The sequence below is a fragment of the Bacteroidota bacterium genome, assembly GCA_016195025.1.
GTDB lineage: Bacteria > Bacteroidota > Bacteroidia > Palsa-948 > Palsa-948 > Palsa-948.
The window spans coordinates 1-19,669 of sequence record JACQAL010000050.1; the positions used below are offsets into that span (position 1 = coordinate 1).

19 protein-coding genes and 1 tRNA gene are annotated in these 19,669 nt (G+C 41.5%); 11 read left to right on the forward strand and 9 right to left on the reverse strand.

The window, feature by feature from the left end:
- Nucleotides 1–287: 287 nt before the first annotated feature.
- Nucleotides 288–575, forward strand: a complete 288-nt coding sequence (locus HY063_10045) for a hypothetical protein (GenBank protein MBI3502126.1) — start codon at nt 288–290, stop codon at nt 573–575.
- Nucleotides 576–660: 85 nt separating this feature from the next.
- Here HY063_10045 and HY063_10050 read toward each other — a convergent pair.
- From HY063_10050 to HY063_10075, 6 genes are all read right to left on the reverse strand, one after another.
- Nucleotides 661–732: transfer RNA gene (locus HY063_10050), tRNA-Met, on the reverse strand.
- Between the two features lie 105 nt (nt 733–837).
- On the reverse strand, nt 838–1,422 hold the full coding sequence (locus tag HY063_10055) for a bifunctional phosphoribosyl-AMP cyclohydrolase/phosphoribosyl-ATP diphosphatase HisIE (GenBank protein ID MBI3502127.1): 585 nt from the start codon (nt 1,420–1,422) through the stop codon (nt 838–840).
- A 49-nt stretch (nt 1,423–1,471) separates the two neighbouring features.
- Nucleotides 1,472–2,404 carry a succinylglutamate desuccinylase/aspartoacylase family protein gene (locus HY063_10060; GenBank protein ID MBI3502128.1) on the reverse strand — a complete coding sequence of 311 codons (933 nt, stop codon included), beginning with the start codon at nt 2,402–2,404 and terminating at the stop codon, nt 1,472–1,474.
- A gap of 41 nt (nt 2,405–2,445) precedes the next feature.
- On the reverse strand, nt 2,446–3,327 hold the full coding sequence (gene rimK / locus HY063_10065; GenBank protein MBI3502129.1) for a 30S ribosomal protein S6--L-glutamate ligase: 882 nt from the start codon (nt 3,325–3,327) through the stop codon (nt 2,446–2,448).
- 72 nt (nt 3,328–3,399) lie between these two features.
- Nucleotides 3,400–3,891, reverse strand: a complete 492-nt coding sequence (gene accB, locus HY063_10070; GenBank protein MBI3502130.1) for an acetyl-CoA carboxylase biotin carboxyl carrier protein — start codon at nt 3,889–3,891, stop codon at nt 3,400–3,402.
- Nucleotides 3,892–3,961: 70 nt separating this feature from the next.
- Nucleotides 3,962–4,531 carry a MarC family protein gene (locus HY063_10075; GenBank protein ID MBI3502131.1) on the reverse strand — a complete coding sequence of 190 codons (570 nt, stop codon included), beginning with the start codon at nt 4,529–4,531 and terminating at the stop codon, nt 3,962–3,964.
- A gap of 138 nt (nt 4,532–4,669) precedes the next feature.
- Here HY063_10075 and HY063_10080 point away from each other — a divergent pair, with 138 nt between their 5' ends.
- Nucleotides 4,670–6,397 carry a T9SS type A sorting domain-containing protein gene (locus HY063_10080; GenBank protein MBI3502132.1) on the forward strand — a complete coding sequence of 576 codons (1,728 nt, stop codon included), beginning with the start codon at nt 4,670–4,672 and terminating at the stop codon, nt 6,395–6,397.
- Nucleotides 6,398–6,418: 21 nt separating this feature from the next.
- Here HY063_10080 and HY063_10085 read toward each other — a convergent pair whose 3' ends face one another.
- Nucleotides 6,419–8,227 (reverse strand): T9SS type A sorting domain-containing protein, encoded by a 1,809-nt coding sequence (locus HY063_10085; GenBank protein MBI3502133.1) that lies wholly within the window; start codon nt 8,225–8,227, stop codon nt 6,419–6,421.
- 263 nt (nt 8,228–8,490) lie between these two features.
- On the opposite strand from HY063_10085, the gene HY063_10090 reads away from it, so the two are divergent.
- From HY063_10090 to HY063_10125, 8 genes are all read left to right on the forward strand, one after another.
- Entirely contained in the window at nt 8,491–8,904 is a 414-nt protein-coding gene (locus HY063_10090) for an Rrf2 family transcriptional regulator (protein ID MBI3502134.1), read from the forward strand.
- A gap of 68 nt (nt 8,905–8,972) precedes the next feature.
- A complete protein-coding gene (locus tag HY063_10095) occupies nt 8,973–10,529 on the forward strand; it encodes a glycine--tRNA ligase (protein MBI3502135.1) in 1,557 nt (518 codons plus the stop codon).
- Nucleotides 10,530–10,610: 81 nt separating this feature from the next.
- Nucleotides 10,611–11,330, forward strand: coding sequence for a polyprenol monophosphomannose synthase (locus HY063_10100; GenBank protein MBI3502136.1), 720 nt, complete (start codon nt 10,611–10,613; stop codon nt 11,328–11,330).
- On the forward strand, nt 11,327–12,664 hold the full coding sequence (locus HY063_10105) for a dihydroorotase (GenBank protein ID MBI3502137.1): 1,338 nt from the start codon (nt 11,327–11,329) through the stop codon (nt 12,662–12,664). Before HY063_10100 ends, HY063_10105 begins: the two co-directional genes overlap by 4 nt.
- A gap of 32 nt (nt 12,665–12,696) precedes the next feature.
- On the forward strand, nt 12,697–13,578 hold the full coding sequence (locus HY063_10110; protein MBI3502138.1) for a lysophospholipid acyltransferase family protein: 882 nt from the start codon (nt 12,697–12,699) through the stop codon (nt 13,576–13,578).
- A gap of 75 nt (nt 13,579–13,653) precedes the next feature.
- Nucleotides 13,654–14,628: a fatty acid desaturase gene (locus HY063_10115; protein ID MBI3502139.1), complete on the forward strand. Its 975-nt coding sequence runs from the start codon at nt 13,654–13,656 to the stop codon at nt 14,626–14,628.
- Between the two features lie 58 nt (nt 14,629–14,686).
- A complete protein-coding gene (acs, locus tag HY063_10120; protein ID MBI3502140.1) occupies nt 14,687–16,600 on the forward strand; it encodes an acetate--CoA ligase in 1,914 nt (637 codons plus the stop codon).
- Nucleotides 16,597–17,037 carry a DUF1572 family protein gene (locus tag HY063_10125; GenBank protein ID MBI3502141.1) on the forward strand — a complete coding sequence of 147 codons (441 nt, stop codon included), beginning with the start codon at nt 16,597–16,599 and terminating at the stop codon, nt 17,035–17,037. Before acs ends, HY063_10125 begins: the two co-directional genes overlap by 4 nt.
- Here the strand turns inward: HY063_10125 and purT are convergent.
- Nucleotides 17,029–18,186: a formate-dependent phosphoribosylglycinamide formyltransferase gene (gene purT, locus HY063_10130; GenBank protein MBI3502142.1), complete on the reverse strand. Its 1,158-nt coding sequence runs from the start codon at nt 18,184–18,186 to the stop codon at nt 17,029–17,031. The two genes, HY063_10125 and purT, sit on opposite strands and share 9 nt — an antisense overlap.
- A 98-nt stretch (nt 18,187–18,284) precedes the next feature.
- Between purT and kbl the strand changes: the two genes are divergently transcribed.
- Nucleotides 18,285–19,475, forward strand: a complete 1,191-nt coding sequence (gene kbl / locus HY063_10135) for a glycine C-acetyltransferase (GenBank protein MBI3502143.1) — start codon at nt 18,285–18,287, stop codon at nt 19,473–19,475.
- Nucleotides 19,476–19,532: 57 nt separating this feature from the next.
- On the opposite strand, the gene HY063_10140 is transcribed toward kbl, so the two are convergent.
- The coding region (locus HY063_10140; protein MBI3502144.1) for a hypothetical protein at nt 19,533–19,669 on the reverse strand (137 nt) is incomplete at its 5' end.

Sequence of the window (19,669 nt, forward strand, 5' to 3'; positions counted from 1 at the left end):
ACCTGCATCCCGTGACAAGTAACGCAGTACAGATGACGCGTAACGAGTACGTGGTAACGTGTAACCTGCATACCGTAACCTGTAATATGGTACGGATGACATGTAACCTGCATCCCGTGACAGGTAACGCGGTACAGGTAACGCGTAATGTGATGCGCGTGACGTGTAATGTGGTACAGGTGACGTGTCACTTGTTACACTTTCATCGTCCCGAAACGCGAAAACAGCAGGATTTCAACTATTGTCAGGAAAAGGGACAGAAAGTCACTGATGTGGACAATAAAAATATGCAAATTTTTAGAGAATATTTTGCTATTCCGAAGGCAGTCAGGTTTGCGAATTCCATCGAAGTACGAAAAAAATACGAACCTGCGAACCACGAAGTGTTCGTACTTCGTAAGTTCGTAAAAGATTCGTACTGTGGTGAAATCAAGTTTCGGAAAGTCGATTTGCTTTGGTATATTTTTAACCCATCATTCACTTTGCAAATAGAATATTCTCAAATGCTGGCAACTGAAACCACTCAGGCAATTAAAGAAGGAAATATTCTGAAACTCAGAACCGGGCATATTTGATGATGACGTTTAAACCGAACTTTATGAAGTAAGTGAGATTGCTAAAAAAAAACCCTGAAGAAATCCTTCAGAGGTTTTGTTTTAGTAGCGGGGACAAGATTCGAACTTGTGACCTTTGGGTTATGAGCCCAACGAGCTACCCCTGCTCTACCCCGCAATATTTTGGAAAGCAAATATAATTTGTTTTCCTCACACCAAAGATAAATATTTTTAAGCAATATGCAAAACCATTTCGATGAAGGGAGAGTAATTCCCTATGAATTTACTTATGTCTTCGTTCAAGTACTTCAATCACTTCATCCAGCAAAATATTTTTTGCTTCGAGAAGAACAAGCAAATGAAAAAGCAAATCGGCTGATTCGTTTTTAAATTTTTCGGAGTCATTATCTTTTGCTTCAATGATGACCTCCGTAGCTTCTTCACCAACTTTCTGCGCAATTTTATTTATTCCTTCTTTGAAAAGAGAAGAGGTATAAGATTTTTCTGAAGGATTATTTTTCCTGTCTTTGATTATCTGCTGGAGTTTTGACAAAAAGTTTTCAGAATTTTTTTCGTTGAAACAAGTATCGCTTCCGGAGTGACAAGCGGGACCAACAGGATTTGTTTTAATGAGAATTGTATCGTTGTCGCAATCGAGTAAAATTTTTTTCACATTCAGAAAATTTCCGGAAGTTTCTCCTTTCGTCCACAAACGATTTTTGCTGCGGCTGAAAAATGTAACGCGGTTTTCTTTTTGAGTTTTTGCAAATGCTTCTTCGTTCATGTAGCCGAGCATGAGCACAACATTTGTATTCGCATCCTGAACAATTGCAGGAATTAATTTTTGTTTTTTGAAATCGGGTTGCATTGTATTTGTATTTCTTGCCTACTGCCAACTGCTTACTGCCTCTTTGTATTTATTCTGTTCCGATATGAATGAGCGCATCGCCTTCGTTCACCACGGGTTTATTATTTATGCCGATAAGAAATCCATCCGTTGGCGCAATGAGTTGTTTTTCCAAATCTGCATAGGGAGAACTTACAGTGCCAATGAGTTGGTCTTTCTCTACAAACGTTCCGAATTTTTTTGTGGTGCGAAACAATCCTGAAATCCTCGCACGAATCCATTTAGAATCATTGAGCGTTATGCTTTGGGATTTTGGTGCACTGACATCGAGCATTTTTAAACTTTTCAAAAGACGGAGGCAACCGTTTATTCCTTCTGTGATTCCAATTGTATTGAAACGATTGGATTCACCGGATTCATAAACCAAAATCTGTTTTCCTTTTTTAGCAGATTCTTTTCGAAGTGATTTATCTCTGTAAGGAGAATTTAAAATGAAGGGAGCGCCAAACGCTTTTGCAAGTTCTACGCTTTTCGGTTCGTCAAACACACAGCGCACCTGCGGATAATTATTTATCTCATGACCGCCTGTGTGAAAGTCAACTCCGAAATCTATCTGGGGAATTATTTTGTGAATCATATCGTATGCAATCCGGCTTCCGAGCGAACCGCGCTTTGTTCCCGGAAAACATCTGTTCAAATCTCTTCCATCGGGAAGTTCGCGCGAACTGTTCAGAAATGAAACCACATTCACAATCGGAATCGCCACCACACTTCCACGTTCAAGGTTTTCAAAATATTTTTCCTTGAGAAGATTGCGGATGATTTCTATTCCATTGATTTCATCTCCGTGCATTCCTGCCTGCAGAAGAAGCGTGGGACCTTTTTTCTTCGAACGGAAAACGTGAACGGGAATTTCCATCTTCGCGCCTGTGGGAAGATAATATACGTTGAGATTTACTTTTGCATTTTCTCCGAGAGAAATAATGTTGCCGTTGATTTTCATAGAGAGAAGCGAAGATACAGAAAAATAAAAGGAAGGATTATTTAATCCACGTGCTCATTGCGCTCCACATACTCAATAATTTTTCCGGCAATATCTCCCTTGGTGGCTCCTTCAATTCCCTGCAATCCCGGAGAAGAATTTACCTCCATCACTAATGGTCCGCGGTTGGATTGAAGCATGTCTACACCCGCAATTCCTAATCCTAATTTTTTTGCAGAGCGGATGGCAGTGGTTTTTTCTTCCGGAGAAAGTTTGATGGAGGTAGCATTTCCTCCGCGGTGAAGATTGGAACGAAATTCTCCTTCCGCACCCTGGCGTTTCATTGCTCCAACAATTTGTCCGTCCACCACGAACGCGCGGATGTCTGCGCCTTTGGCTTCTTTCACAAATTCCTGAACGAGTAAATTCACTTTCACATCGAGAAATGCTTCGATGACAGATTTTGCGGATGCTTGCGTTTCAGCAAGTATAACTCCGATTCCCTGTGTTCCTTCCAAAAGTTTTATGACGCATGGAACTCCGCCTGCCTGCTCAATAAGATTATCAACATATTTTGTAGTAGAAGCAAAAGCTGTCTTCGGCATTCCGATTCCCGCGCGCGCAAGCAGTTGCAGACTTCTTAATTTATCTCTTGAGCGCACGAGCGCTTGCGATTCTACTGCTGTAAAAATTTTCATCATCTCGAACTGGCGCACTACCGATGCTCCGTAAAAAGTTACCGATGCTCCGATGCGCGGAATCACCGCATTCACTCCTTTCACTTCCTGTTCGCGGTAAATAATGTGCGGGCGATTTTTTTCAATCACAAGTACGCACTTTGTGTGGTCAAGCACCAGCATTTCGTGTCCGCGTTTTTCTCCCGCTTCAACAAGTCGTTTTGTAGAATAACATTTCGTGTTGCGGGAAAGAATTACAATTTTCATTTTGGATTACACCGATTAGAAAAAAGATTTCACCGATTTAATTCGTAAGTCGTAATTGGTACTTCGTAATTTTTATTTGGGTTCGATGAGAAATAACGGCTGGTCGTATTCAACGGGCGAAGCATCTTCCACGAGCACTTTCACAATTTTTCCTGCGTGCTCCGATTCAATTTCGTTGAAAAGTTTCATTGCTTCAATGATGCAAAGTGTCTGTCCTTTTTTAATTTCATCTCCCACATTCACAAACGCAGGTTTATCAGGCGAAGATGAACGGTAGAAAGTTCCAATCATCGGAGATTTTATGGTAATGTATTTTGATTCATCGGCAGAAGTAGCCGGAGTTTCTTTCTTTTTCTCAGGAGATTTTTTTTCAGCAGAAACAGTGATGGGCGTTTGAACCGGAGTTGCAACCGGTGCCTGCACTACAATGTGTTGCTGATGATCGCCTCCGTTTTTTCCTGGCGCTTTAATCGTCAGTTTGAAACCTTTGATTTCATACGTGACTTCCGTTGCGCCCGATTTCACCACAAACTTGATGAGTTCCTGTATTTCGGATAATTTCATGGGTTCTATTTTAATTCAGAGCAAAGATATTATTTCAATCGGAATGGCAAATCCGCAGAATTGTTCTTTATTATATATGCAAATTGCTTCTGAATAATTTTACGGCAATTGCCAGAAGAATTACTCCAAAAACTTTTCGCAGAATATTTATTCCACCCGGCCCAAGAATTTTTTCCAGCCAATACATATAGCGCAGAACGAGGTAAACGAAAATGAGATTGATAAGAATGGCAACAATAATATTTTCCACATCTTTGAATTCAGCGCGGATAGAGAGTAATGTGGTGAGTGTTCCTGTTCCCGCAATGAGCGGAAAGGCAATGGGAACAATGCTTGCCGTTGCGGATGAATCATCTTTGAAAAAGCGGATGCCGAGAATCATTTCCATTGCAATGAAAAAAAGAATGAACGAACCCGCGATTGCAAAATCATTTACTGAAATGCCTATAATTTTCAGGATGCCTTCGCCCGCGAATAAAAAAACAATCATGATGATGCCTGAAACGAGTGTTGCCTTTCCGCTTTCAATTTTTCCCACTTTGCTTTTTAAATCAATGAGGATGGGAAGCGAGCCGATGACATCAATCACCGCGAATAAAATCATGGTGATGGTGAGAATATCTTTGAGTGAAAAATTCATGGCGCGAAGGTAGAAAAGTGTTCGGAGAAATTTTAGAAATTATTTCTAAACTTTTGGAAAAAGAATTAATTCTTCTACCTTTGTCTTCGCTTCAAAACGCGCACGATAATTGTAATGTCTGTTAAATAAAAACACATCATGAAAAAATTAATTACACTTATTTCCATAGTTGCTTGTTTGAATCCGGTATTTTCTTTTTGCCAGCAAAAAAAAGTTCATCGTGAAACGATGGACGATGCCTATCTTCCGGGCGCACATGAAAACAAAAAGCAACTTCATAGTGAAAAATTGGATAACCCCTATCTTCCCAATGCATTCAATAATCAGAAAACATCTCCTGCCTATAAGTTCACCGGCCGCGGCAAAACAAAATTGCAGGTGAACAACAGCAATATTTTTACCATCCAGGTGAATGTGAATGGAAGCGGACAAAATATTTCGGGCGATGCCGGCAATGAACCAAACATTGCGCTGAACCCGGCAAGCCCGAATGAAATTGTAATTGGCTGGAGGCAGTTCGACAATGTGAGCAGCAATTTCAGGCAGGCGGGCTGGAGTTATTCTTCCAATGCAGGAACAAGCTGGACGTTTCCCGGAAAAATTGAAGCAGGCGTTTTCCGTTCCGACCCTGTGCTGGATTATGACTCCAACGGAAAATTTTATTACAACAGTTTAACAAACAGTTTTGCCTGCAAAGTTTTTATAAGCACGAATGGTGGCGCTTCGTGGAATACGGGAACCAATGCAGGCGGTGGCGACAAGCAATGGATGGCGATTGACCGCACAGCAGGAGTTGGAAGCGGAAATATTTATTCCTTCTGGACTTCTTCATATAGCACCTGCCTTCCCGGATATTTTACCCGTTCAACCAATGGAGGAAACAGTTATGAAAACTGCACCGATGCAACTGATTCTTCTTACTGGAACTCCATGGCGATTGGAAACAACGGAGAACTATATGTTGCAGGAGCGGATGATAACGGCAACATGGAAGTGATTAAATCTTTGAATGCACAAATTCCCGCATCGGTAATCAGTTGGAGCCCTCCCGTGTGGATAAATTTGAACGGCACTCTGAATGCCGGCACTACAATAAATCCTGCCGGCTTGCTCGGGCAGGCAAACATTGATGTGGACCGCTCGAACGGACCGGGAAAAGATAATGTGTATGTGGCAGCATCCATCACCACCGCAACAGACCCGGCAGATGTTATGTTTTCAAAAAGCACGGATGGAGGAAACACATGGAGTGCGCCACAAAAAATAAATGATGACGTTTCCAGCACCAACACGCAATGGATGGCAACAATGTCGGTTGCGCCCAATGGAAGAATTGATATAATCTGGCTCGACACGCGCGATGATTCAACTTTGTCCGATTTATCAGCGCTGTATTATTCTTATTCCACCGACCAGGGCGTTACGTGGTCTCCGAATGAAAAATTATCTTCCTTGTTCGACCCGCACACCGGCTATCCGAACCAAAATAAAATGGGAGATTACTTTGATATGGAATCCGACAATACAGGCGCGCATCTTGCCTGGGCAAATACATTGAACGGGGAAGAAGATGTTTATTACAGCCATATTGTTCCGCAAACTACCGGTGTGAATGAGATTTCTGACAATGCCAGCGTTTCTATTTTTCCGAATCCATCCTCCGGAGAGTTTCAGGTTTCTGGTTTTAAGTTTCAGGTTAAAGAAATAGAAGTATATACTTCATATGGTGAAAAAGTATATTCAAAAAAAATAATTTCATGCAGCAAACCGGAAACTGTAAACCTGAATGCAGCGAGCGGAATTTACTTTCTGAAAATTATTTCTCAGGACGGCAGCTCGGTGGTAAAAAAAATAGTTAAAGAATAGCAAAAACCGCGCAGCAAAAAATTATTTCACAACTACTATTTTCTTCACCAAAGTTGTTCCGCCTGCATTCATATTGCAGAAATAAATTCCCGATTCAAGATTCTCAACAGGAATTTCCGGATTATAACTTCCTGCGGAAAGTGCTTCATTCACTAAAACAGAAATTTCTTTTCCAAGAACATCCGTGATGTTTATTTTCACATCTGAAGATTTTTCCAGCTGAAAGTGCGCATAGCCCTGCGAGCACATCGGATTTGGATACACATCAAACGAATTTACATTCAATGATTCCTCCACTCCTGTAGGAGGAGGATTGGTGCAGGTTCCGATTCCGAAAGCGTTTGCTGTGATAACTGTCTGCGTATTGCTTCCGTTTGTAATTGTGAATTTCAAAAAGCAATTCGATGAACTTACAGCGGGAACTGTCCATTGATATGTGCCATTGTTCGGAAGATTGCTTGCAACATTTGTCCATGGACCGGAATTTCCTGCAGAAGAAAATTCAATTGTTACAGTTGCATTCGGCCCCGATGGAACACTGCTCTGCCAGTTTAGAAATTGAACAGAGTTTGGAGAAAAACATTCAAACCCTTTTGGATTTACCGGAAGAATAGTTAATGTTGGATTCGCCACGGTGTGCAAATAAACTCTCAGCATATTTTTGCTGTTGCTTGCAGAAGTTTTCGCCATGTAAACAATATCAGGATAACCGTCATGATCTAAATCACCGGTGCGGAAAGAAGCCAATTGAGTTTCAGGAATTGCGAATGAACCTGCCTGCGTCCAGTTCCCGAATCCATCTCCTTTATATATTACAACAGAACCCGCATTCCATAAAATCACATCTGTGTTTCCATCCATGTCCATATCGTTCAAAGAAATTCCGATGCAGTTGCTTTGCGGAAGCCCGTTTGAAATGCTTATCCATTTGTTTTGTGATTTATCGTAGTAATAAACTTTAGCATCACCGGCACTGCTCACTACTCCGAAATCTTTCGCGCCATCGTTGTTCACATCGGCAATATCAAACTCCGCCCAGTAATCACCGAGGTAGCCGTTTTCCATCGAAGTAAAAAATCCTGCACCGTTGTTGCTCCACAACACTCCGAGTTCATTCGCTGTTGCCAAATCCACATTGCCATCGTTATTGAAATCACCAAACTTCACCCACTCGTGAGAATTGCCTGCGTTTGCGCCATCGGTTTGCGTCCAGGTTCCGTTTCCGTTGTTCTTATATATATGTATGCCCGAACAGCAGCCGAACGAATTAGATGCGAGGTCGAGCAAGCCATCGTTGTTCACATCGGCAAAATCAATTCCGAACATTCCATACGTTTCTCCGTTCGTTGCGAGAGAATCATCATACGGAGTCCATGAATTTCCTGTTCCATTTCCGAGCGCGACTTCAATCAACTGGTCGCCAAAATCATTTCCCGAATAATTGTGATGCATCGCATAACCGATATCCATCTTGCCGTCATTGTTCACATCACCGAGCGCAATACCTCCGTATCCGAAACTTCCGGTTTTTGTGAGCGACCATGAAGTTCCGGTTCCGTTATTTTTCCAAACCATCACACCGCTTTCGGTTGCGTTTATGTTCGGGCTTCCATGGTCACCAATGGAAACAATGTCAAGGTCGCCATCGCCATCCACATCTCCGAGTTCAATTTCGGTGTAGCCCATTTCAAAAGTTACAGCCGAAAGCCCGCTGCTTGTTACCTGCGAGTAAGTAAGTGATTGCGCTTTTGAAATGCCGGAAGAAAAACAAATTGCCGCCAGGATGAAAAAAACAGTGGCGATGACTGAAAGAATAAAATTTTGTTTCATGATAATTATTTTGTGGTTGATGATTTATTTTCAAAGCAAATGTATTTCAACCTACCCGAAAACACAACCATTTCATTGTTAGATTTGAATTTTCATTTGCCTCCCGATTTTTGAATTTTAGATTTATTTTCTTTTACTTTCATGGGGAAAATTATGACATAAAAAGAAAAATATTTGGAGCCCGAATTGCATTTATGGAAAGTCAAATTTCTACCGGCTAACTCTAAATTCAATAATTGTTATATTTGTTCGCTGTGATTTCAATGAGAACAAAATATGCGCTGAAAGCCCTGGTGCAGTTGGGAATGAAACAAGGCAAAGGATATTTGAAAACGCGTCTCATTGCAAAAACAGAAAACATTCCGAAAAAATTTCTCGAGCAGATTCTTCTTGAACTCAAACGCGCTAAAATGGTGAACAGCAAGCAGGGTATTGGCGGAGGATATTTTTTAGTGAAAAAGCCAAAAGAAATTTCTATGGCGGATGTGTACAGATTATTTGATGGCGCCATTGCGCCTGTACCCTGTGTTTCGCTGAACTTTTATGAGAAATGCAATGACTGCAAAAGCGAAAAAAACTGCACGCTGCGCGAACAATTTGTAAAAATCCGAGAAGGTGCGCGAGTGATTATGAGCAGGACAACCATCCAATCATTTTTGGATTCGAGAAGAAAATAAGTTCTACTTCAATTTTCACGGAACGTTCCTCATTCAAATTTATTTCTCATTTTTGCTTCCTTATTAATATGACACAAGAAGAACTTTTCAAAAATATTATTTCGCACTGCAAGGAGTACGGTTTTGTTTTTCCTTCCTCTGAAATTTATGACGGGCTTGGCGCTGTGTATGATTACGGACCTTATGGAGTTGAATTGAAAAATAACATCCGCGAATACTGGTGGAAGGCAATGGTGCAGATGAACGATAATATTATAGGCATTGATGCTTCCATTTTTATGCATCCCACCGTTTGGAAAGCCAGCGGGCATGTGGATGCTTTCAGCGACCCGCTCATTGACAATAAGGATTCGAAGAAAAGATATCGTGCCGATGTTTTGATTGAAGAGCACATTCAGAAAATTGAAGACAAGATTGAAAAAGAAATCGAGAAAGCATCGAAGCGGTTCGGAGAAAAGTTTGATGAGAAGATGTACCGCCACACCAACCCGCGCGTGCTCGAGTACAGAAAAAAAGCCGATGAGATAAACGCACGGATGAAATCCGCTATGGAGAAAAATGATTTAGCGGAAGTAAAACAAATAATTATTGACTGCGAAATTGTTTGTCCTGTTTCAGGCACTCGCAACTGGACGGATGTGCGCCAGTTCAATTTAATGTTCTCCACGCAAATGGGCTCAGTGGCAGATGATTCGGATAAAATTTATCTGCGCCCTGAAACCGCGCAGGGAATTTTTGTAAACTTTTTAAATGTTCAGCGCTCGGCACGAATGAAAATTCCGTTCGGCATTGCGCAAACCGGAAAAGCATTCCGAAATGAAATTGTGGCTCGGCAATTTTTGTTCCGCATGCGCGAATTCGAACAAATGGAAATGCAATTTTTTGTCCGCCCAGGTGAAGAAATGAATTGGTATAATGAATGGAAGGAAAAAAGATTGAACTGGCATCACGCGATGGGCTTCGGAGAAAAAAATTACCGCTTCCACGATCATCTCAAACTTGCTCATTACGCGAATGCCGCCTGTGATATTGAATTTAATTTTCCGTTCGGCTTCAAAGAGATTGAAGGAATTCACTCACGCACCGATTTTGATTTATCATCGCACGAAAAATATTCCGGAAAGAAATTGCAATACTTCGATTCGGAATTAAATAAAAGTTATATTCCGTACGTAATTGAAACTTCCATCGGTCTTGACCGGATGTTTCTTGCAATTCTATCGGTTGCATACACAGAAGAAAAAATTTCTACAGAGAAAGCCGCAGGAGAAGAAGGAACCGAGCGCGTTGTTTTAAAAATTCCTCCTCCCCTTGCGCCCGTGAAAGTGGCAGTGTTTCCGCATTTAAAAAAAGACGGCCTTCCGGAAAAAGCAATGGAAATCTTTAACCAACTCAAACGAGTTTGCCGTTGTTATTACGAGGAGAAAGATACTATCGGCAAGCGCTACCGCAGGCAGGATGCCATCGGCACTCCGTTCTGCATTACCATTGACCACGATTCGCTCAAAGACAACTGCGTTACTCTCCGCCACCGCGACAGCATGAAACAGGAAAGAATTCCCATTGCTCAAGTGGCGCAGGTTGTAGAGGAGAAAGTATCCCTAAAAAACCTGCTCTCAGTATAGCAATTTCATTCTTCACATTTTTTAACAGGGCGATAAAATGATTTCGCTTTTATTTCGTTATTATTGCGTTTAATAATCGTCATGTCAGATTCGCTCGTCATAATTCCAACCTACAATGAAAAAGAAAACATTGAAAAGATGGTGCGGAAAGTTTTTTCGCTTTCCATACCATTTCATCTTTTGATTGTGGATGATGGTTCGCCCGATGGAACGGCAGAGATTGTAAAAAACCTTCAGAAAGAATTTCAGGATAAACTTTTCATTGAAGAACGAAAAGGAAAGCAAGGCCTCGGCACTGCTTACATTCACGGTTTCAGATGGGCGCTAAAAAAATCTTACGAATATATTTTTGAAATGGATGCCGACTTCTCACACAATCCCGAAGATTTAATCCGCCTTCGCGAAGCATGTATGAAAAGCGCGGATGTTGCAGTGGGTTCGCGCTATGTAAAAGGCGGCAATGTAAAAAACTGGGACAGAAAAAGAATTTTGCTTTCCTTTTGCGCTTCGTTATATACCCGGATGATTTTATGCCTTCCCGTGCGCGACACAACAGCAGGTTTCAAATGTTACCGGAGAAAAGTTCTTGAAGCGATTGATTTCGACAAAATAAAATTTACGGGCTATGCTTTCCAGATAGAAATGAAATACACCGCGCATAAACTCGGTTTTAAAATCTCGGAAGTACCCATCACGTTTCAGGACAGAACAGAAGGCGTTTCAAAAATGAGCATGAATATTTTTAAGGAGGCATTCTGGGGAGTTCTGCAGATGCGATTCAAAAAAATTGTGCGGAAGTGAAAACGCTAATCACGAATGCAACTATTGTAAATGAAGGAAAAGTTTTCCACGGAAATATTTTGATTGATGGAGAAATTATTTCAAAGATTTCCGAAACGGAAATAAAATCTTCCGCAGAAAAAATTATTGACGCAAAAGGAAAATATCTTCTTCCCGGAATCATTGACGACCAGGTTCACTTTCGCGAGCCGGGATTAACCCACAAAGCAGAAATTTATACCGAAGCAAAAGCGGGAATTGCGGGAGGTGTTACTTCCTACATGGAAATGCCCAACACGGTTCCGAATGCACTCACGCAAAAATTGCTTGCAGAAAAATACAAGCGCGCTTCGGAAGTTTCATTGGCAAATTATTCTTTTTACATGGGCGCTTCCAACGATAACATTGACGAAGTGCTGAAAACAAATCCGCGGAATGTCTGCGGGGTGAAAGTGTTTATGGGTTCTTCCACCGGAAATATGCTGGTGGATAATAAAACCACGATTGAGAATATTTTTTCAAAATGCAAACTTCTTATTGCAGCGCATTGCGAAGACGAAGCAACCATCCGCGCGAACATAGAAAAATATAAAGCGAAGTATGGCGAAAATATTCCGGTGGAATCCCACCCGCAAATCAGAAGCGAAGAAGCATGCTATAAATCTTCCTCGCTTGCTGTTGAACTCGCAAAAAAATATAATACTCGTTTGCACATCCTGCATATTTCAACAGCGAAAGAATTAGAATTGTTTGACAGCAAAATCCCTTTAAAAGAAAAACGAATTACTGCAGAAGCATGTGTGCACCATCTCTGGTTTTCGGAAGAAGATTACAAGGCGAAAAAAAATTTGATTAAGTGGAACCCCGCCATCAAAACAAAAAAAGACAGAGATGCATTACTGCGCGGAGTTCTCGAAAATAAAATTGATGTCATCTGCACCGACCATGCCCCGCACACACTCGAAGAAAAAAAACAATCGTACTTCAAAGCGCCATCAGGCGGACCGCTGATTCAGCATTCATTAGTTGCAATGCTGGAGTTTGTGCATCAGAAAAAATTTACGATAGAAAAAGTAGTGGAGAAGATGTCTCACGCATTGGCAGATTGTTTTCAGATTGAAAAGCGCGGTTATATCCGCGAAGGTTATTTTGCAGACCTCGCTATTGTGGATTTGAATTCTCCGTGGACGGTTGACAAAAAAAATATTCTTTACAAATGCGGTTGGTCTCCATTCGAGGGAATAACTTTTCATTCAAAAGTCACACATACATTTGTGAATGGAAATCTCGCCTATGCAGAAGGAAAATTTAATGAAATAAAAAAAGGTGCGCGTCTCCTCTTCAAGAGAAACTGATTTGCTTCTATCTTTGCACAATTAATTTTTTCATGCAGGCAATCGGATTTTATTTAGCACTTCCCTTTCTTTATCTGATTTCAATTCTGCCTTTCCCCTTGCTCTATTTATTTTCTGATTTTGTTTTTGTGCTCATTTATTATGTAATCGGCTACCGGAAAAAAGTGGTTACACAAAATCTGCGCAATTCTTTTCCTGAAAAATCTGAAAAAGAAATTTGCACACTTCGAAGAAAGTTTTACCGCTACCTCTGCGATTTGTTTCTGGAAACTTTCAAAACGCTTACCATTTCAAAAGAAGCAATGCTGAAGCACTGCCGGATGAATGAGGAATCCGCAAAACTCATGCAGAAATATTTTGATGAAAAGAAAAACATCATCATTGTGCTCGGGCATCTGGGAAACTGGGAATGGGGAGGAAATACTTTTTCTCTTCAATGCAGGCAACAACTCTATGTGATTTATCATCCGTTGGAAAATAAATATTTCAACAAATTGGTTATCGGCATGCGCACGCGCTTCGGAACAAAACTTATTGAAATGAAAAACACCTTCCGTGATATGGTATCCAATAAAAAAATAATTTCCGCTACTGCGTTCATCGCTGACCAAACGCCTCCGCCTGAATCTGCGTACTGGACAATTTTTCTGAACCAGGATACACCTGTGTTTCAAGGCACTGAAAAAATTTCGCGCAAAATGAATTACCCGATTGTATTCATCAACGTAAAAAAAATAAGGCGCGGGTATTATGAAATGACTGGCGAAATGCTTTGCGAAAATCCTGCAAGTACTTCGGAAGGGGAAATATCTCAACTGCATACGAAAAAATTAGAATCCGAAATCCGGAAAAATCCTGAAACGTGGCTTTGGTCGCACCGAAGATGGAAACATAAACGGCCTGCAAAAAACTAACTTGCTGCTGTTGACGATTCTTGAAAACCAAATTCGGAAAAGTTAATTTTATATATATATTTGCCCTGAAAATTTATGAGAACAGGAAAAGACCTTATACTCGCAACAAAACCTTTCGCCCATGAAATAAGGTGGATAAGCTGGTTTCATGTCCTCACCGCTTTCTCCCTTCTCATTTTTTTTATCGCAGGAACTTTTCAGCCCATTCACATCGCGCTCCGCATTTTATGCAGTGTCTGCTCGGGGCTCATGCTCTCGCGCACTTTTGTAATTTATCACGATTATGCGCATCATTCCATTCTTTACAAATCCATTCCCGCAAAAATTCTTTTTTCACTTTTCGGTTTATACCTGCTCGCGCCCACGAGCATCTGGAAACGCTCGCACGATTATCATCACAACAACAATTCAAAATTATTCAGCGCAAGCATCGGTTCGTACCCGATTTTTTCCAAACAAAAATTTATGACTGCTACTCCGGCAGAACGCAGAGAGTATCTTGCCATCCGCCATCCGCTCAACATGCTGTTCGGATATTTCACCCTTTTCAGTTACGGAATGTGTTTCTGGTCATTCATGTCGAGCCCGCGCAGGCATTATGATTCGCTGATTGCGCTCATACTTCACGTAGCGTTTATTACGCTCACAATTATTTTCTTCGGATGGGTTACATGGGTGCTTGCCATCCTCGTTCCGTTTTCCATTGCCTGCGGATTTGGCGCGTATCTTTTTTACGCGCAGCATAATTTTCCCGGAGTAACTTTCAGAAATAATATTGAATGGAGTTACGAGCACGCTTCGCTTGAATCTTCATCGTACATGAAGATGAATCCGTTTTGGCAGTGGGTCACCGCGAACATCGGCTTTCATCACATTCATCACTTGAATTCCAAAATTCCTTTTTACCGTTTGCCCGAAGTAATGAAAGCGATTCCTGAACTTCAGAATCCGAAAATCACCACGCTCTGGCCTTCCGATATTGTCAAATGCCTTCGCCTGAAAATCTGGGACCCGGACAAACAGCAGATGGTTCCACTCAGTGCCATTTAAGAGCGGTTGGCAGTTTTTCTTCTTTTCGTAGATTCGTAGTAATTAGTTATCCGCACATATGAATCGCATCACCACTTTCGAACAATATCAATCCGAGTACAAACGCTCGGTAGAAAATCCCGAACAGTTCTGGGCGGAGCAGGCAGAAAATTTTTTGTGGAAAAAAAAATGGGATAAAGTTCTCGAATGGAATTTTTCCGAGCCGAATGTAAAATGGTTCATTGGAGGAAAATTAAATATCACTGAAAATTGTTTGGACAGACATTTAAAGGATAGAGCAAACCAAACTGCAATCATCTGGGAACCCAACCGCCCGAACGAAGAAGGAAGAAAAATTTCCTATAAAGAATTGCACGAAGAAGTTTGCCGCTTTGCGAATGTTTTGAAAAATAACGGAGCGAAGAAAGGCGACCGCATTTGTATTTACATGCCGATGGTTCCCGAACTCGCGATTGCTGTTCTCGCCTGCGCGCGCATTGGCGCTATTCATTCCGTTGTGTTTGGTGGATTTTCTTTTCAATCGCTGGCAGACAGAATTCACGATGCGGATTGCAATATTGTTATCACTGCCGATGGCGCTTTCCGCGGAGCAAAAGATATTCCGCTGAAAAGTGTCATTGATGAAGCATTACAAACTTGTCCTTCTGTAAAAAAAGTTATTGTGCTTAAGCGAACTAACTGCGAAGTAAAAATGCAAAACGGAAGAGATGTGTGGTGGCATGATGAAATAAAAAATCTTCAAGGTTTTAAAAACCTTGAAGATTTCTACCGAGCAGAAGAAATGGATTCCGAAGATATGCTTTTCATTCTCTATACTTCCGGCTCCACAGGAAAACCAAAGGGAGTTGTGCATACAACTGCTGGCTACATGGTTTATGTGGACTACACCTTCAGAAATGTTTTTCAATATAATGCCGGAGAAATTTTCTGGTGCACCGCGGATGTGGGTTGGATTACAGGCCACTCTTATTTAGTTTATGGTCCGCTGCTCGCTGGCGCAACTACATTAATGTTCGAAGGAATTCCCACTTATCCCGATGCAGGAAGATTCTGGCATGTGATTGATAAATACAAAGTGAATATTTTTTACACTGCGCCAACTGCAATCCGTTCGCTCGAAGCAATGGGATTGGATTTTGTGAAACCATATAAATTAGATTCACTCAGAGTTCTCGGAACGGTTGGCGAACCCATCAACGAAGAAGCGTGGAACTGGTACAACGAAAATATAGGAAAGAAAAAATGTCCCATCGTAGATACTTGGTGGCAAACCGAAACTGGAGGAATTATGATTTCTCCTCTCGCTGGAATTACAAAAACAAAACCTTCATTCGCAACGCTTCCTCTTCCGGGAGTTCAGTCCGTTCTGCTGGATGAAAAAGGAAATGAACTTTCGGGAAATAATGTGGAGGGAAGATTGTGCATGAAATTTCCCTGGCCCGGAATGATTCGCACTACTTACAAAAACCATCAGCGTTGTTTTGACGCGTACTTTTCTCAATTCAAAAATTATTATTTCACTGGGGATGGATGCAGGCGAGATGAAAACGGATATTACCGAATCACCGGCCGAGTGGATGATGTGATAAAAGTTTCAGGTCATTTATTAGGAACCGCAGAAATTGAAAATGCAATCAACCAGCATCCGGATATTGTGGAAAGCGCAGTAGTCGGATTTCCTCATGAGATAAAGGGCTGGGGAATTTACGCGTATGTGATTCCAAGAGCTGAACGAAAGGATGTTGAACAATTGAAAAAAGAAATTACGGATACCGTTACAAAATTTATGGGAGCGATTGCCAAGCCGGATAAAATTCAAATCGTGAAAGGTCTTCCGAAAACCCGCAGCGGAAAAATTATGCGCAGGATTCTGAGAAAAATTGCTGAGGGGGATTTTTCAAATTTAGGAGACACATCAACGCTTCTCGACCCAAGTATAGTAGAAGAAATAAAATTAAATGCAATAAAATGAATTCACAACTTTTACTCGCTCATTTCGAAAAAGACATTAATAAATTGAAAGAGGAAATTTCTCTTTACAAAAATGAAAATGATTTATGGGTGTTGAAAGGAGAAATAAAAAATTCTCCCGGCATGCTGGCTCTTCACATCACCGGGAATTTAAAACACTTCATTGGGGCACAGCTTGGCAAAACAAATTATGTTCGGGAGCGGGATAAAGAATTTTCTGAAAGAAATGTTTCGAAAGAAAATTTATTGAAAGGATTGAATGAAGCGCTTGAAGTTGTGAAAACAACTTTTCCAAAATTATCTGATGTGGACTTGAAAAAAGATTTCCCGATTCCTTTTCTTGAAAAAATCCGGCCGACTCTTGAAATACTTTTTATTCTTTACGGACATTTGAATTATCACCTCGGGCAGGTGAATTATCACAGACGATTACAGTGAATCCACTTTAACTTTCTTCGCGTTCTCTATCGCGCGCTTCTTTACTTTCATTACATCCGCAGATTTTTTATCCCACACCAGACAAACACCCATTCTGCGATAAGGGCGCGTAGTTGGTTTTCCAAAAATGCGGATGTCGGTTTGCTTTTGCGTGATTGCTTTTTCAACTCCTGAAAATTTAGGATTGATTCCATCTTTTGAAGCAAGAATCACCGCGCTCGCTCCCACTCTTTCCAAAATAATTTCAGGAATGGGAAGCCCGAGCACAGCGCGCGCGTGCAGTTCAAACTCAGAAAAATTTTGCGTGCCTGCGAGCGTAACCATTCCCGTATCGTGCGGGCGAGGCGAAAGTTCAGAAAAATAAACTCCGTTCTTTTTCGAAAGAAAAAATTCAACGCCCCAGATTCCTGCTCCTGTCAGTGAGCGCGTAACTTTATCTGCCATGTTCTGCGCTTCTTTCAAATGAGCAGCACTCATCGGATGCGGCTGCCAACTTTCCTGATAATCTCCGCGCTCTTGCCTGTGCCCAATAGGCGGACAGAAAAGTGTCTTGCCATTTTTTTGTGTGACAGTGAGCAACGTAATTTCTGAATCAAACTTTATAAATTCTTCCACTATCACTTCTTTAATGTCTCCGCGTGTGCCGCTCATTGCATAGTTCCATGATTTTTCAATATCACTTTCGGATTTCACAACCGATTGTCCTTTGCCCGAAGAACTCATCAGCGGTTTCACCACACAAGGAATCCCTATTTCGGAAATTGTTTTCTTAAATTCATCTAAAGTTTTTGCGTAAGAATATTTCGCGGTCTTTAGTTTTAATTCTTTCGCTGCCAGATCGCGAATCGCTTTTCTGTTCATCGTGAAATTTGCCGCACGCGCTGAAGGGACAACTTGTATTCCTCGCCTCTCATAATCATAAAACCTCTCTGTGCGTATCGCTTCAATTTCCGGAACGATAATATCAGGTTTTTGCTTAGCAACAATTTCATCGAGCGCATAGCCGTCAAGCATCGGAATTACTTCGCGTTCATCCGCGACTTGCTGTGCAGGGGCGTTATTGTATGAATCTACTGCGATAACATACGCGCCAAGGCGCTTAACTGCGATCACAAATTCTTTTCCGAGTTCGCCTGAACCAAGGAGCATTATTTTTTTCATAAGGCAAAACTAAAAGATATTTCACGCAGAGACGCAGAGTTCGCAGAGAAGAATTTTTACATTTGCTTTCTTCTCAAATTAAAACTATGTACGGAAATTTCAAAGAGCATTTGCAAAAAGAATTAAAGTCCATCGAGGAAGGCGGACTTTTTAAGCACGAGCGCATCATCACTACTAAGCAAAGCGCTGTAGTGAAAGTGAACGGAAAGGAAGTAATTATTTTTTGCGCGAATAATTATCTCGGGCTTTCCTCTCATCCGAAAGTGGTGGAAGCCGCACATAAAACTTTGGACACGCATGGCTACGGAATGAGTTCGGTGCGTTTTATTTGCGGCACACAGGATATTCACAAAACGCTCGAGGAAAAAATTGCAAAGTTCGTTGGGCAGGAAGATGCGATTCTCTATGCTGCTTGCTTCGATGCCAACGGAGGAATTTTTGAACCGCTGCTGGGAGAAGAAGACGCAATTATTTCAGATGAGTTGAATCACGCTTCAATTATAGATGGAGTTCGTTTATGCAAAGCGCAGCGCTACCGCTACAAGAATTCAGACATGAATGATTTGGAAGAGCAATTGAAAAAAGCGCAGGCGCAGCGATACCGAATGGTTGTGACTGACGGAGTTTTTTCCATGGACGGATATGTTGCGCAACTCGATAAAATCTGCAACCTCGCGGAAAAATACAACGCGATGGTGATGGTAGATGAAAGTCACGCCAGCGGTTTCATAGGGAAAACAGGACGCGGAACAATAGAACTGAAAAATGTAATGCACCGTGTGGATATTGTCACAGGAACTTTTGGAAAAGCATTGGGCGGAGCGATGGGCGGATTCACTGCCAGCAAAAAAGAAATTGTGGATATGCTCCGGCAGAGAAGCCGCCCGTATTTATTTTCGAACTCGCTTGCTCCGCATATTGTTGGCGCAACCATTGCCGTGCTTGACATGCTGAGTGAAACCACCGTGCTGCGCGACAAACTTGAATCGAACATAAAATATTTCAAAGCGGGAATTAAAAAAGTCGGATTGGAAATCAAGGATGGAGATTCAGCAATTGTTCCGGTGATGTTGTACGATGCAAAACTTTCTCAGGTGTTTGCCGACAAACTTTTGCAGGAAGGAATTTATGTGATTGGATTCTTTTATCCGGTTGTCCCGAAAGGGCAGGCGCGAATCCGCGTGCAACTTTCAGCCGCGCATGAAAAAGAACATTTGGATAAAGCGATTGCGGCTTTTGCGAAAGTGGCGAAGGAATTGGGGGTGATAAAGAAGTGAAAATAAAAAATCCCTTTCCGCTTGGGAGAAGGGATTTTTCATGGGAGAAAGAATTTTTTACCTCAGCAACTCCACATAGCCCTTTAAGACAACATCCTTAAAGATGGCAACGTAATAGTACGTTCCTTCCTTAGCCGGGTTGCCGCTCATGTTCGTTCCGTCCCAGCAGCGCTTGGTGTCAGTGCTGGTGAACA

What these genes read in the sequence shown, in the direction of transcription:
- HY063_10045 (MBI3502126.1), top strand. Translation starts at nt 288, where the DNA reads ATGCAAATTTTTAGAGAATATTTTGCTATTCCGAAGGCAGTCAGGTTT.
- HY063_10055 (MBI3502127.1), bottom strand. Translation starts at nt 1,422, where the DNA reads ATGCAACCCGATTTCAAAAAACAAAAATTAATTCCTGCAATTGTTCAG.
- HY063_10060 (MBI3502128.1), bottom strand. Translation starts at nt 2,404, where the DNA reads ATGAAAATCAACGGCAACATTATTTCTCTCGGAGAAAATGCAAAAGTA.
- rimK (MBI3502129.1), bottom strand. Translation starts at nt 3,327, where the DNA reads ATGAAAATTGTAATTCTTTCCCGCAACACGAAATGTTATTCTACAAAA.
- accB (MBI3502130.1), bottom strand. Translation starts at nt 3,891, where the DNA reads ATGAAATTATCCGAAATACAGGAACTCATCAAGTTTGTGGTGAAATCG.
- HY063_10075 (MBI3502131.1), bottom strand. Translation starts at nt 4,531, where the DNA reads ATGAATTTTTCACTCAAAGATATTCTCACCATCACCATGATTTTATTC.
- HY063_10080 (MBI3502132.1), top strand. Translation starts at nt 4,670, where the DNA reads ATGAAAAAATTAATTACACTTATTTCCATAGTTGCTTGTTTGAATCCG.
- HY063_10085 (MBI3502133.1), bottom strand. Translation starts at nt 8,227, where the DNA reads ATGAAACAAAATTTTATTCTTTCAGTCATCGCCACTGTTTTTTTCATC.
- HY063_10090 (MBI3502134.1), top strand. Translation starts at nt 8,491, where the DNA reads ATGAGAACAAAATATGCGCTGAAAGCCCTGGTGCAGTTGGGAATGAAA.
- HY063_10095 (MBI3502135.1), top strand. Translation starts at nt 8,973, where the DNA reads ATGACACAAGAAGAACTTTTCAAAAATATTATTTCGCACTGCAAGGAG.
- HY063_10100 (MBI3502136.1), top strand. Translation starts at nt 10,611, where the DNA reads ATGTCAGATTCGCTCGTCATAATTCCAACCTACAATGAAAAAGAAAAC.
- HY063_10110 (MBI3502138.1), top strand. Translation starts at nt 12,697, where the DNA reads ATGCAGGCAATCGGATTTTATTTAGCACTTCCCTTTCTTTATCTGATT.
- HY063_10115 (MBI3502139.1), top strand. Translation starts at nt 13,654, where the DNA reads ATGAGAACAGGAAAAGACCTTATACTCGCAACAAAACCTTTCGCCCAT.
- acs (MBI3502140.1), top strand. Translation starts at nt 14,687, where the DNA reads ATGAATCGCATCACCACTTTCGAACAATATCAATCCGAGTACAAACGC.
- HY063_10125 (MBI3502141.1), top strand. Translation starts at nt 16,597, where the DNA reads ATGAATTCACAACTTTTACTCGCTCATTTCGAAAAAGACATTAATAAA.
- purT (MBI3502142.1), bottom strand. Translation starts at nt 18,186, where the DNA reads ATGCTCCTTGGTTCAGGCGAACTCGGAAAAGAATTTGTGATCGCAGTT.
- kbl (MBI3502143.1), top strand. Translation starts at nt 18,285, where the DNA reads ATGTACGGAAATTTCAAAGAGCATTTGCAAAAAGAATTAAAGTCCATC.